Origin of the sequence: Microseira sp. BLCC-F43, assembly GCF_041929235.1 — a bacterium.
GTDB lineage: Bacteria > Cyanobacteriota > Cyanobacteriia > Cyanobacteriales > Aerosakkonemataceae > Microseira.
In genome coordinates, this window is sequence record NZ_JBHFNP010000279.1 from 37,121 (window position 1) to 50,762 (window position 13,642).

The following is a 13,642-nucleotide window of genomic DNA, read 5'->3' on the forward strand; positions in this document are numbered from 1 at the left end:
ATATTCAAGATTGGGGTAGAGCTAATAAAAATAGATCGGGAGATAAAAATGAAAGTACTTTTCGCAAATATACCCTTCATCAAGTATGACAATCAAGGTAAGATATACACGGGACCTAATGCAGGATCGCGCTGGCCTTGGACGCTCCCAGGGATTCATGGTTACGCTTGTTTTCCATTTTTCATGGGGTATGCTGTTAGCTACTTAATCGAGCATGGAGTTGATGCAAAGTTTTATGATGCTGTTGCCCTGCATCACTGGGATTATGAATTAGTCAAACAAAATATTGCTAAGTTTAAACCCGATGTTTTATTTCTGGAAACATCTACGCCTTTGTACCGCAAGGTTGAAGAATTTGCCATCTGGGCTAAGGAAAAATTTTCCAGTCGTATTGTTTTGGTAGGCCCCCACGTTCAAGCTTATGTAAGGGATTTAATTCAAAAACCATTTGTAGATCACTGTGTTATAGGCGAATATGAAAAACCCGCTCTTGATATAGTATCCAAGCTGGATAAGGCAAAGCAGATTTACACCTACGAACACGTAGAAGACATTAATTTTTTGAATGGTAAAAATTTTCTACCCTTTAGACCTTTTGAGTATCTATATAACTACTGGGAACCTACAATGAACACGCCGCGCCCTCAGTTAGCAGTCAGCACTTCGCGCGGTTGTCCATTTAAATGTACGTACTGTCAATGGCCTAAAGTGATGAATAACGGGCAGTACCGTAACCGACTGCCTGAATTAGCGATCGATGAAATCAAGACAGTGATAGAGGAATACAAAACCTATGAAGAAAATATTCAAAGAGAAGAAACTCTATTAACCAAAGTCCAAAAGTATAGTATTCGCAACCTGAAAGACACGCTCAAGGGAAGGCAAAGTATAATAGAAGGCATTCAAAAAGTACGACGTGGTTATGATGTTAAAGGGATAGGGAGTATTCTCTTTGACGATGACACTTGGAATTTGGGGACTAAGAGAATTACAGAACTTTGCAAAGGGCTTAAAGAGATTGGTCTGCCTTGGACAATGATGGGGAGAATTGATACGTCTAGTTTAGAAATATACGATCTGATGGTCGAGAGTGGCTGCGTTGGAATGCGGTTTGGAGTTGAGAGTTTCAATCAAAAGTTAGTTGATAACGTTAAGAAGAGCTTGAACACTAAGAGAAGCTACGAAAATATTAAGTATTTGATTACCCGCTTCTCTAACATGGAATTCCACTTTACGACAATGAAAAATCTACCGGGAGAAACGGATGAAGATTGGGAAAACGATCTCAAAATTTTAAATGAATTAAAGGATATAGGATCCAAGTCAAACAACATCATCCACTGGCAAAACTCTGACTGTGTGGCGTTCCCCGGTACGGAGTTATGGGAAGAAATGGTAGCTCTTGGCAAGGGAGAGGAATTAAGAAACTTTGAACTTTACGATGGGGGAACGCATAATGATGCAAAGCTGGCTGAAGCCGTTGGCTGGCTTGGCAAGGACTATAAACCAAAGTGGTCAAAGTATTCTAAGATGGGAGAACCAACTAATATGCCTGCGGAATGATTCAAATGAAAATTCTGATCGATGGCTGCGTATTTACTCAGAATAATCACACCGAAGCTATTCAGTTTTGGCGGCAACTAATACCACCTTTGATATCTCAACTACAGGGGAATACAATATATTTCCTCAATCGAACTTCAACCCCTGCTTTCCCAGAAGTTAACTGGAGCAAAAATCTGTTTGCCCCTGGGGTTGACTTCTCAAATTTTGCGATTGAGACTTGTCGCTTATCAGCTCTGTGCCAAGAGCTTGACATTGACTTGTTTATCAGTACTTACAACACCAGTGCAGGCACTAAAGTAAAGTCATTGTTTTTGTTAGGGGAGCCATTTTCGTCAACCACTTTGCCAAATCACGATTTGGTCTTAATATCCAGGCAGCGTGCTACGAAAATGGCTTATCTTTGCCTGCTCTGTCAAGATGGTGCTGAAAATCTAGAAGCTCTGGGTATTGTAAAGCCATATTGTATTTGGTTATCTGGTTGCGATCGAGTACATGGTCTTCAGAACCAGTCCGAATTAAACTGGATATCTGTTGCTAATCAGATCGTCACGGCTATACACGAACTGCTGAACTATGAACCGACTGCTGAGACTATTGCTCGTCTGAAAGCTGAGGAGGAAGCAGTAAAAGCAGAGGCGCTGGATATTAAACTCAGAGCAGAGGAAGCAGTTAAATCACAGGCATTCTATCCCGATTATAACCCTAACACAACCCAAAAAACAGCTTATTTTATGTATTTGTCTCGGATATATTATGGATTGAAAAGAGTAAATAAATATCCAGAATATGCAATCAGGATTTATCAATGGTTTAAAACAAAGATCGTAATAGTACAAAATAGTACAAATGCTGATTAATGTTTAGCTATTCACATGATTTATGAAAAAATTGCTGTCTATTTGCTATAATTTACCACCAGAGCCAACGACAACGAGTAATCGGATAGCCAGAATTATGAAGTATTTACAGAAAGACTGGCAGATTGAAGTTATAACACCAGTGGAAGATGGATATTTAGGAGAAGAAATTGCGGTTCATTCAGTCAAAAATTGGTATCCAAAATCTTTGATAGATCTGCTAATAAAACTAAAGTTGGAAAAGTTATTAGAATGGGTCATTCCTTTTTGGGGGGAACCAGCTTTTTTTTGGGTGGCTCCAGCATTAAACAAAGCTAGAAAATTAATCAAGCAAGAAAGACCTGATGTTATTGTTGCATTCATGATGCCTTATTCTATTGGAATAATTGGTGTTATAACGAAGTGGTTAACCGGGTTACCTTTGGTATTAAACTTTGATGACTCGCCCACTTGTGATGATATGCATAGCAGTTTTTACAGTTGGTTCCATTATCGCCTGACGTTATGGATGGAAAATTTTTACGTCGCTCAGGCTGATGCAGTTATCTACGTTTCACAACTAAACTTAGAGAGGGTGCGATCGCGACAACCTCAACAGGATCGTTCAAAGTTTCACCTGGTGCGATATGGAGCAGATCCAGAAGAGTTTTCTCAATCTCCAGCAAGAACCGATAATGAGTTTCACATTACCTACACGGGAGCAATGGCTGGCTGGTTTGAATTTTATTATAAGCCTGGAGAAAAAAAATGTATTAAAAAAATTTATCAAGCTTGGGTGAAATTAGGGCATTATCAGATTACTAAACTTGACCAGCGAAGCGCCAGTCCGATGTTTGTGGGTCAAGCTGTGCAACAAGTGTTAATCAATTATCCAGAGTGGGAGGGAAAAATTAAAATTAAAATTTATGGAAATTTGTTTGCTAAATACGTTGTTGACCGAGCTTTACAAAACCAGAATCTTACAAATATTGTTTCTGTTTCTAGTCCAGTCTCCAATGAAAAGTCTATTGAATTAGCTTGCCAATGTGACCTGTTGTTTCTGACGCTACCGGCACGTCCGCCTGGGTCTTGTCCTGGGGGTCGCATATCAGGCAAAACCTATGAATATTTAATGACTGACCGCCCGATTCTAGCAGCGGTTCCAAAAGGAGAAAACTGGGATTATCTCGAAGGTAAGCCAGGAGTTTGGCTGGTGGAACCAACAGACGTATCTACCATGATAAAAGTTATTAGTAAAATTGCTGCTGCAAAGTTTTCAGGAAAACAGCTAACCTTCGACCGTACTCATTTATATGATGAACTGAGCTATGTAACTCGCGCCAAAGAGTTTTCTGATGTCTTGGATAAAGCTATATATATTCGCCAAAGTTATCCAAAAATAATGATATGATCTAAGAAATTCGCGATTACATAAAAGTTACAGCTTGATTTAGCCGGTGTCAGGATAGCAAAATGTTTAACAATTTTAGTTGATTATTGGTAAGAAGATGACTGCTACAACCTTAAGAACAATTTATAAACAGCTAGTCCCCTCAGCGATAAGAGATGCAGTGCGTCCTCTAAAAGACCCATTAGGTCTGTATGTCTCACACGTTATTAGACAAAAATCTAACTGCGAGGTCATGTCTGGGCCATTTAAAGGGATGAAGTACAATAAAATGGACAATACACATCCATTATGGTTGCTCGGAACCTACGAAATGGAAATTCATCCAGCTATTAATCTCTTGCAAAGCTTTGAGTTCGATCAAATTATTAACGTGGGTGCAGCCGAAGGTTATTATGCAGTAGGTATGTGCCTACTGTATCCAAAAGCATCGATTTACGCCTTTGAGGCTCAAACCGACACTTTGCATCCCACAATTTCAAAATTAGCTTCAGAAAATTTGGTGGTTGGAAGGATTGAAATTATTGGGGTGTGTCGCCCAAGTGATTTAAACAAATTGTTAGAAAAAGAAACTAAGAAAAGCTTGTTGATTATGGATGTTGAAGGCGCGGAAGTTGAGCTTTTAAATAAATCGAAGGTGAGGGGATTGGATCGGACTGCTGTTCTTGTAGAGCTTCATGATATGTTTGTTCCGGACTGCTCTAAAATAATTTATGATAGATTTAAAACTACTCACAAAATAGAGAAGTATACCACCCGTCCGCGCACCTTAAATGATTTTCCTTTCAAAACTTTTACTATTCCTAGTTGGCTGACAAAGCAGGCTGTTTTAAATTTCATGTATGAACCTCGTTTCAGCAAAGAGGTTACACATCAAGATTGGTTTTTAATGCTCCCTTTGTTAAGGTGAAATCAAATGGAGTTGTTTTTATGTATTTTGGCCCTCTTATACATGATGACTCAGCTTTCACCGCTCAATTGAACCAAATGCTTACCGTACAAGCAAGTCTATTTGCCATCCCATATGCCCAAAGAAACCCGGTTTTCCAGAATAAGTACGGCAGATTGAGTTTTTCAACATCGTTTGGTAAAAATAGAAAGCGATTTTTATCATTGTTTAAACGAATTAATGATTTTTTAATGGATCAAAAATGGATATATCGTGTATGTTGGGTTTAAAAAATAAAATAAAAGAAAGTGTAAAATACAGATTTTGGTATAGTTATTATAATTTACTTCGGCAAATTAAATGCCTTCAACGTCCTAATATAAAGTGGAAACCTCTAGAACGCTGTTTGCCAAGGTTTGTTTCAATTGTGCATGAAGCTGATGTGCCGTTACTGGCATATAGCCTCAACTCTTTGATGCGACAAGTGGATAAAAGACCTAATTTTTGGCTGGTTGGAGATTCTGATGCTGCTCATGGTAAGCTACAATCTTGGCTTTCAGCTTCTTCCCCAACCGATGTGGAGTTTTGGCATTGGGAAACTTTATTGTCCAAGTTAGATTCAAGGTATCAAACTTTTATCCAAACTTGGTTGAACTCTGGAAAGTGGGGGGGATATGCCAAAAAGTTTGCGATTACTTTAGCAGCAAATGCGGATTCAGATATTCTACTTTTTGATGCAGATGTTTTATGGTTTGGTGATTTTCCCTCGATTTTACAATCTTTGCGCCAGAAAAATCCGACTATCTTAGCGGGTCAAGATTATCAGCAATCCTATGACCTGGAGGTGATAGAATTTTTAGGCGATCGCAGCATCTTAGCAGGCGCTCCTTTAAACTGCGGCTTGGTATATTATTCTCAGGGTATTTTACCCCAAACTATCCCAGCCGAAAAGTTGATGAATTTGCTTCCTTATGCGAAACAAGCAACAACCCACCTGGAGCAAACCATTATTGCTCATGCTTTTTGGCAAGCAAACGGTGAATGGTTTGATTCAGACACCCTTGCGACTACAATGATAGATAACTTCAAACTCAGAAGACAAACTGAATCATTGGCTCGTCACTACGCTGGAGGAAAACATCTATTCTGGCGCGATGCCTATTAATTGTTAAATGATTTAAACGTCAGGTAATGAAAATCCTTTTCTGTAGTCCTGCCCCTCTAATTAAAGAACTTGGCGCTCCGAAAATTTGGATTGAACTCGCTGAAGAAATGGAGGAAATCGGATGGGAATGTAAAACAATTTCTCTACAGCAACTTGCAACCATACCAAAGCATCTGAAAAATCATCAACTAAGTTGGCAACTTATTTTTTCTGAAGCATTACGACAATATTTGCGCGAACATGCTGCTGAATATGATGTCATAGACTATGACCAGAGTTATCTTCCTTACTCTAGAAGCGAATTTCACCCACGCACCCTTTTCGTCGCTAGAGCTGCACTGCTTGTCCACCATTTGGAAAAAATAAATATTCCACAGCCAAAAACCTGGAAATCTAAAATTCGCGGTTTAATCAAAGGTAAACGCGATGCTATAGACAAGCAGAAAATAGCAGAGCTTGCTCACAAAACTGTAATTGAATCTGACTTAGTCAATGTGGCGAATTATGACGATAAAGATGAGTTGGTTAGGTGCGGAATTCCAGCCGAAAAAATTATTGTAATTCCTTACGGAATTAGTCGCAGTCGCCGACCACTATTTGATGGGATTTCAAGCGAAGTTCCAGGGGAACCAAAAGTAGTTTTTGTCGGCACATTTGATTACCGTAAAGGAGCCAGTGACTTTCCAAGTATTGTAGAAAATATTTGCGGTCGCATTCCGAATGTAACTTTTCGTTTATTAGGCACGGCTGGTTTATTCCAAACTAAAGAAAAAGTTTTATCTTTCTTTCCCCATGAGTTAAAAGAGCGAATTGAAGTAATTCCTAGATTTAACGCCCAAGAGTTACCAGAACTTTTAAACTCTTGCTCGGTTGGAATTTTTCCCTCTTATTTAGAATCCTTTGGCTTTGGAGTTTTAGAAATGCTTGCAGCTTCTATTCCTGTAATTGCTTATAATGCACCGGGACCACCGATGATGTTACCATCAGAATATTTAGTTGCTCCAGGCGACACTGAAAGTATGAGTGCAAAAGTAATTGACCTGCTAAAAGATAAAAGCAAACTGGCTCAAGCACGAGTATGGGCGAAGGAGCGATCGCAGAAATTTTGTTGGCAGGAAATTGCGAAACATACCAGCCAAACTTATTTAGAATATTGGCAAAGGAAGCAAGCCAGTTTAAATAGCTAGTCGATATGTTTTTGCATTCTTACTTTAGATAACATGAATTTTCAGTCAATCGTTGCCTCGCTCCCGTCCTATCTCAGACGTCATAAGCTAATCCAGTTCCTCTTGCTTATTTCACCAAACTCACGTATCCAATTAATTCAATTCAATGGTACAGCCAGACTCTTTGCAGACCAGGGAGACCCTTGGCCTAGACAAATTTTGATTGCAGAACACTGCGAACCTGAGTTCTTTTAACTAGCAACTTGAGTTAATATTAATTACAGAGGTCGCAAATAATTTGAGAGTAAAAATGAAAATATTATCCATTAGCAATTGTCCCCTAATAGAATATCAAGGTTCAGGCTATATTATCCTTAACTTCTGTCGGGGTTTGCGTGATAGGGGGCATGAAGTAGACTTATTTGGGCCAGAATCTTATGAACCTTTTGAATTTTTAAAAGGACGAGCAACCAGTTATCGTCAAGCTGTGGGAATCTTGTTTTTGACCCTAGGTCAATTAACCAAAAAAAAGTATGATCTAGTTGAATTTTATGGCGGTGAGTCTTGGTTAACTGCTTTAGTTTTAAGCAAAATTTACCAGCGAAATTTTTTAATGGTTAGCCATTCCAATGGTCTAGAGACGCGCTTATACAAAACCTTAGTTGCAGCATCTAAAACAGGTGCTATGACCAGTCCTTTTACAAAGTGGTATCAGTTCGATCAAACAGCTTTGTTTAAAAGTGCTTTTACTCAAGTCGATGCACTTGTGACCCTGAGTGAAGACGAACTTAAGTATGCTTTAACCTTGGAGTACATGGACAGATATCATGCCATTTTTGTAGAAAATGGACTGAGAGAAGACTACTTGAATTTAAATGTTGAATTTGAGAGGCAACCCGTAATTGGTTATTGTGGTACTTGGATAGAACGAAAAGGCATTAATTTAATTAAATCGGATATTTCTCAGGTGCTAGCTGAGTTTCCCAAGTGTAAATTTAAACTGATTGGAGTCGGATATAATTTCAAAAAAGAGGAGCATTTTCCAAGAGAGGTATGTTCGCAAATTGAAGTGATTCCTTTAGTAGAAAATAAGCAAAAATTGCGAAGTATATACCAGTCAATATCTATATTTATTCTGCCATCATTTTACGAAAGTTTTGGAATTGTAACAGCTGAGGCAATGGCTTGTGGTTGTGCAGTTGTTGTTAGTAAAATAGGATTTGGTGCAAGTCTTAAACACCGCCAAGAAGCGATTGTCATGGAAAAGCTGACGTCTCCAACTCTCTATCAAGGCGTTAAGGATTTATTGCAAGATCAAACACTCCGCTTAAGGATTGCCAAAGCAGGTTACCAACGAGTACAAAATCTCAGGTGGGATTTAGCTGTAGAAGTGTTGGAAAATAATTATTTGAAATGGTTAAATGAATTTCACCAAAAAAAGCAGTAAATTGAGGATGAAACTCGGAAAAATTATCACTATTACGGGGAGAGTCCATCCTCATACTTGTGGGGTTGGGGATTACTCGGTAAATTTAGCCGCATACTGTCAAAATCAGTTGGGTGTGACGATTGATATAGTTGTGGAACAAGGTTGTCAGGAATCAGACAATCCTGTCAAAGTTTTCTCTACAGTAGAAAGTTGGTATAAATTAGGTTGGCAGCAACTTCTAGAGTGGCTGAAATCAGAAAATGTTGAAACGGTAATTTTACAGTACACTCCGTGGCTTTATTCTGACAAAGGCTACAACTTGGCATTATTGGATTTTTGGCAACAGTGTCACAAAAGCTTTGAAACCTTATTAATTGTTCACGAAACCTACTTTTGGTTTCTTAAGTATCCGGGGACGTGGATGGTGGGGTTATTACAACAGTATGTATTGCGATCGCTCCTCCATTCCAGTCATCACGTCTTCTGTGCTTCCGAATTTTACCTGCATCGCTTGAAAAGATTCAGTAACTCAAAATCAAAAATTCACTATCTACCAATTCCCAGTAACATTCCATTCCAACCCCTTTCTTCCTCCCAAAAACAATCGGTTCGTCAAAAATTAGGAATTGCCCCGGAACAACTGGTAATAACACTGTTTGGTTGTGGTGAGTCAATTCTGCCAAACTGGATTTCGGCATTAGATCTTTACCTCAATTCCAACTACTCTATTATTTGGTTATTATTAGGAAACGCCCAGTCACTCAAACCCCTAAAAAATCCCGCCATTCGTCCTGGTTATCTCGCTCCGATTGAATTGTCCCATTACTTACAAATTTCCAATTTAATGTTAATGCCTCACCGCTTCGGCATCAGTGCTAAACGCACATCGCTCATGTCCGCTTTAGAACATGGCATACCCGTAATTGGAACGGATGGAATGCTTACAGACTCTTTCTTACGGCAACTCCCCAGCGTATTTTTAGCCCCAGAAAATTCTTACCCCGCTTTCGAGAAACAAGTAGTAAATAGTTTGACTCAACTCCCCAACCTTGATAATTTAGCTAAAGTAACTCAAAACTACTACGACTCAAATCTCAGTTGGAGCGTCGTCACTAAAACTTTGCTTCCTTATTTGCAACAGTGAGGAAAATGTCAGGCAAAACGGCTCGCAGAATCTCAATTTTTCTCCATTCGCTCCTGTTTTTAGCGATCGCATCCGCCGTACTGACGTACTCGTATGTATCAGAGTATGCCTTAAAAGGCAACTGGCATCCGGAATATTACACAAGAGTCAGTTACATTTTGCTAGTACCGACTTGGCAAAAAGTTTTGAAAGATGGCTTTACCTTGTTACTGCTGTTGTTTAGTGCTTTATTACCACCAACCAATACTGGCAAAAGTTTTTCTAGTAATAGAGGTTTAAAAGCCAGTTACGCACTGTGTCTTTGCGTTTTGGGAATTGCTATTGCTAGAAGCGTCACCAGCGAACTGAGCTTGGTAGCAATTATATCCTGTTTTAGACCGATATTTGTTGTCTTTGCCCTGTTTTTCTTTTGTCACCGTCACATGAATCGATCTTCTCTTCGCTGGGTTTTTGAATGGGTAAATGTTTTAGCAGTGATTCAATTTTTCTATGCAATTCGTCAGCGATTATTTGCGGTTTTATACAATGGAGTATCCTGGATAGACAATGGCACAGTCCGCTCTGTGGGAACTTTTATCGGTCCCAATACAATGGGGTTATTTTTAGCCTTAGTTTTTTACTTAAATCTTGAAATTTTACCTCGACACAGGTGGCGTTATATTCTTTTGTTATTCTGTTTAATAGGAGTTTTTTTCTCAGGTTCCCGCAGCGCCACCTTAATTGTAGTTTTACTGACTTGCTTCAGTTTATTTAATCAAATTAAGCGAGCGTTTAAAACCAACAAAGAACGATCGTTAATGACAGCATTGGGAGCGATATCGCTGCCTGCTGTTTTAATCCTTTTAATTCTTCAAGTCAATAGTTTAAATACCCGTGCCACTGGCACGTCTGCGTCTAGTGGAAGATTAGAAATTATTTTAAACTACATCGATCGCTCCGATACTTTTTCTCTATTGTTTGGCAAATATTTAGGGTTTGGGTCAGAAATTCTGTTCACTTTACATAAAAATGGAATACTGAAAGCAGATAGCAGCAGTTTATTTTTAGCTGACTCTACTTGGGCTTCTTTGCTAGCTCAGTTTGGCTTTTTAGGAATTTTTGCTATTTTTATTACAATCTACTACCTTTGGAAAACTCCTGAATACATTATTCGTCCTTATCAACCAGCTCTAAAAAATAACTTAATCGGTCAAAGGAGCGGATTGCTGGTTTTTATCGCGATTATTTCTTCGGTGGCAGTTTTGCAGGAATCTTATGCTATTTTGCCAATGGTATTGGCGCTATTATTTGCACTCAGATTAGAGCTACCCTTATATCAAACCTATTATACTATCGCCAATAATGATGCTTATGCCAATCTCGATCAAGGAGAAAATTAATGGAAATTACACGGTCATCGCTCCATATTTGGCTGCCTAATTTGAATCCATACAAAAATATCAAAGGAGGAATACAAGTTTATTCTGAATTTCTGATTCAAGCTATGCAGAACCTCTATCCCAAGATAAATTACGAGATTTTTTCCAAACACGATACCAGCGAACCTCCAGCAGCTTTTACCGTTAGCAATACCAGATTCAATTTTGTGGGAAATTGGCCTTTAGCTTTACGAACTGCTGTTTTTGCCATCCAACTTTTGCTATTGGGAATTTGGCAACGTCCGCGCTTAGTTTTAACAATTCATCTCAATTTTACCCCAGTAGCTTACTGGCTGAAACGCTTGACGGGAATTCCTTACTGGACGGTTGCACACGGGGTCGATGCTTGGGATATCAAAAGTCCTAGTTTACAGAGAGCTTTGCATCATGCCGATCGCATTTTATCAGTTAGTGGATATACGCGCGATCGCTTGCTCAAAGAACAAAATCTCGACCCCAAAAAAATATCAATTTTACCCAACACATTCGACGCCAATCTATTTAAAATCGCTGCCAAACCTGTGGAATTACTCACACGATATAACCTGACACCCGCACAACCCGTTATTTTAACCTTGGGACGATTATCAAAACTCGAACAGTACAAAGGATATGACAAAATTCTGGCAGCACTCCCCCAAATTCGGCAAACTATTCCTAACGTTCACTATATTATTGCTGGAAAAGGTGATGACCGCTCGCGCGTCGAAAATTTAATCGCCGAATTGAATTTACAAGATTGCGTCACCCTGGCAGGTTTTATTCCCGATGCAGAACTTTGTCAACACTATAATTTGTGCGATGTCTTTGCCATGCCCAGTAAAGGCGAAGGATTTGGTATCGTATATTTAGAAGCCCTCGCTTGCGGTAAACCAACATTAGGTGGAAATAAAGATGGCGCTCTTGATGCCTTGTGTCATGGAGAATTAGGAGCTTTGGTTGACCCAGATAATGTCGATGAAATTGCTCAAACTCTAATTCAAATTTTACAAGGCAAATATTCACATCCGATAATTTATCAACCTGAAATATTACGAAAAAGATCGAGCGAAATATTTGGATTTGAACGATTTCAGCAAACCTTAGCTGAATTAATAAAATACTCTACGATAGGAGCAAAATAGTGAAAGTTTTGCATGTGATTTTTTCCGTTTCATCCTTGCGAGGCGGACCTAGTCAAGCAGTATTGAGTTTGGTGAAAAATTTGATATCCTGTGGCGTTGATGCTGAAATTGCCACAACAAATGAGGCTGGAACAACTTTGTTAGATGTACCTTTAAACCATAAAATTGAATATGAAGGCGTGCCTGTTTGGTTTTTTGAACCATTTTCACCGCCGAATCAAGGCGTGTCAATTACTTCAGATAAAGGGTTTATATTCTCAGCAACTTTAACGCAATGGTTGTGGCAAAATATCCGAAATTATGACATTTTAGATAACCACTATCTCTTTTCCTATGCATCAACTTGTGCTGGTGCGATCGCTCGCTGGCAAAATGTTCCTTATACCGTCCGCACCACCGGACAACTCGCCCCTTGGGCGCTTGCTCAAAGTCGGCGAAAAAAACAACTTTATTCCTTTCTAATTGAACGACATAATCTAAATCGAGCAGCGGCAATTCATTGTGCTTCTTCTGGCGAAGCAGAAGATGCCCGCAATTTTGGCGTCAAAGCCCCAATTATTACCCTACCATTAGGCGTTGAACAGATACAATATCAACCGGCAGCAAAACAACAACTCAGGCAGAATTATCAAATACCTGCCACAACACCCATCGTGCTATTCCTGGCTCGAATTCACCCCGTAAAACGTCCCGAATTACTATTAAAAGCACTCGCTCAATTGGCACAAAAATATGATTTTCACCTAATTTTGGCAGGAACGGGCGAAACTAGCTATCTCGACTCACTGAATAATCTAGCATCATTACTGGGTTTAAAATCTCGGATTTCCATGCCCGGTTTTGTCACCGGCGAAGCTAAAGCTTTACTATTACAAGGAGCGGATATTTTTGTGTTGCCATCGGTAATCGAAAGCTTCGGGATCTCCATCGCTGAAGCAATGGCAGCCGGATTGCCCGTAATCGTCACTGAAGATGTTCAAATTTCATCAGAAATTTTGGCAGCACAAGCAGGACTTGTGGTTCCTGGAGAAGTGGAAGCGCTTGCCCACGCCCTGGCAAAATTACTCCCGAACCCCAATCTCCGCCATCAAATGGGCGAAAATGGCAAACAAGTGGCAACTCGTCGTTATAGTTGGGAAGCGATCTCCTCCCAACTTGCCTCGGTTTATAATGCCATTGTTCAGCAACAACCCCTTCCCCAGTTTCCCGAAACATAGTAACCCAAGTTGCTAGTTACATCTAAAGATATTGGTAATGGGTAATGGGTAATTATCAGGATTTTACCACCAATGAATCAAATTACCAATTACCACTGTCAGAAACCCGGTTTCTGCGTCGATTTCTCGCTGTCAAACCCACGATTTTTCAGAGAAACCGGGTTTCTTTGCCAAAGCTTATAACTAGCAACTTGAGTTAGTAGCATCAATGTGATAAACTACACTTGCTATCTTCTTGACTTGGCAGTTAATTGTCAAGCGGTTTACCTCTAAATTTAGG

Annotated in this window: 11 protein-coding genes; all 11 read left to right on the forward strand. The window is 39.5% G+C overall.

Annotated features, from left to right (window positions below; all coding sequences use genetic code 11):
• Positions 1–48 precede the first annotated feature (48 nt).
• Entirely contained in the window at positions 49–1,563 is a 1,515-nt protein-coding gene (locus ACE1CM_RS36850; RefSeq protein WP_374883900.1) for a B12-binding domain-containing radical SAM protein, read from the forward strand.
• Between the two features lie 5 nt (positions 1,564–1,568).
• Positions 1,569–2,423, forward strand: coding sequence for a hypothetical protein (locus tag ACE1CM_RS36855; RefSeq protein WP_374883901.1), 855 nt, complete (start codon positions 1,569–1,571; stop codon positions 2,421–2,423).
• Positions 2,424–2,445: 22 nt separating this feature from the next.
• Entirely contained in the window at positions 2,446–3,813 is a 1,368-nt protein-coding gene (locus tag ACE1CM_RS36860; RefSeq protein WP_374883902.1) for a glycosyltransferase, read from the forward strand.
• A gap of 97 nt (positions 3,814–3,910) precedes the next feature.
• The gene (locus tag ACE1CM_RS36865; RefSeq protein WP_374883903.1) at positions 3,911–4,720 is read left to right on the forward strand and encodes a hypothetical protein; all 810 of its coding nucleotides are present in this window, start codon (positions 3,911–3,913) and stop codon (positions 4,718–4,720) included.
• Positions 4,721–4,961: 241 nt separating this feature from the next.
• A complete protein-coding gene (locus ACE1CM_RS36870) occupies positions 4,962–5,864 on the forward strand; it encodes a hypothetical protein (RefSeq protein ID WP_374883904.1) in 903 nt (300 codons plus the stop codon).
• A 26-nt stretch (positions 5,865–5,890) separates the two neighbouring features.
• Positions 5,891–7,051, forward strand: a complete 1,161-nt coding sequence (locus tag ACE1CM_RS36875; protein ID WP_374883905.1) for a glycosyltransferase family 4 protein — start codon at positions 5,891–5,893, stop codon at positions 7,049–7,051.
• A 289-nt stretch (positions 7,052–7,340) separates the two neighbouring features.
• Positions 7,341–8,477, forward strand: coding sequence for a glycosyltransferase family 4 protein (locus tag ACE1CM_RS36880; RefSeq protein ID WP_374883906.1), 1,137 nt, complete (start codon positions 7,341–7,343; stop codon positions 8,475–8,477).
• A 7-nt stretch (positions 8,478–8,484) separates the two neighbouring features.
• Entirely contained in the window at positions 8,485–9,603 is a 1,119-nt protein-coding gene (locus tag ACE1CM_RS36885; RefSeq protein WP_374883907.1) for a hypothetical protein, read from the forward strand.
• A gap of 5 nt (positions 9,604–9,608) precedes the next feature.
• Positions 9,609–10,982, forward strand: a complete 1,374-nt coding sequence (locus ACE1CM_RS36890; protein ID WP_374883908.1) for a hypothetical protein — start codon at positions 9,609–9,611, stop codon at positions 10,980–10,982.
• A complete protein-coding gene (locus ACE1CM_RS36895; protein WP_374883909.1) occupies positions 10,982–12,145 on the forward strand; it encodes a glycosyltransferase in 1,164 nt (387 codons plus the stop codon). Before ACE1CM_RS36890 ends, ACE1CM_RS36895 begins: the two co-directional genes overlap by 1 nt.
• Positions 12,145–13,362 (forward strand): glycosyltransferase, encoded by a 1,218-nt coding sequence (locus ACE1CM_RS36900; RefSeq protein WP_374883910.1) that lies wholly within the window; start codon positions 12,145–12,147, stop codon positions 13,360–13,362. Before ACE1CM_RS36895 ends, ACE1CM_RS36900 begins: the two co-directional genes overlap by 1 nt.
• Positions 13,363–13,642 lie beyond the last annotated feature (280 nt).

Coding starts and splice junctions, on each gene's coding strand:
- ACE1CM_RS36850 (WP_374883900.1), top strand. CDS start 49: ATGAAAGTACTTTTCGCAAATATACCCTTCATCAAGTATGACAATCAA.
- ACE1CM_RS36855 (WP_374883901.1), top strand. CDS start 1,569: ATGAAAATTCTGATCGATGGCTGCGTATTTACTCAGAATAATCACACC.
- ACE1CM_RS36860 (WP_374883902.1), top strand. CDS start 2,446: ATGAAAAAATTGCTGTCTATTTGCTATAATTTACCACCAGAGCCAACG.
- ACE1CM_RS36865 (WP_374883903.1), top strand. CDS start 3,911: ATGACTGCTACAACCTTAAGAACAATTTATAAACAGCTAGTCCCCTCA.
- ACE1CM_RS36870 (WP_374883904.1), top strand. CDS start 4,962: ATGGATATATCGTGTATGTTGGGTTTAAAAAATAAAATAAAAGAAAGT.
- ACE1CM_RS36875 (WP_374883905.1), top strand. CDS start 5,891: ATGAAAATCCTTTTCTGTAGTCCTGCCCCTCTAATTAAAGAACTTGGC.
- ACE1CM_RS36880 (WP_374883906.1), top strand. CDS start 7,341: ATGAAAATATTATCCATTAGCAATTGTCCCCTAATAGAATATCAAGGT.
- ACE1CM_RS36885 (WP_374883907.1), top strand. CDS start 8,485: ATGAAACTCGGAAAAATTATCACTATTACGGGGAGAGTCCATCCTCAT.
- ACE1CM_RS36890 (WP_374883908.1), top strand. CDS start 9,609: ATGTCAGGCAAAACGGCTCGCAGAATCTCAATTTTTCTCCATTCGCTC.
- ACE1CM_RS36895 (WP_374883909.1), top strand. CDS start 10,982: ATGGAAATTACACGGTCATCGCTCCATATTTGGCTGCCTAATTTGAAT.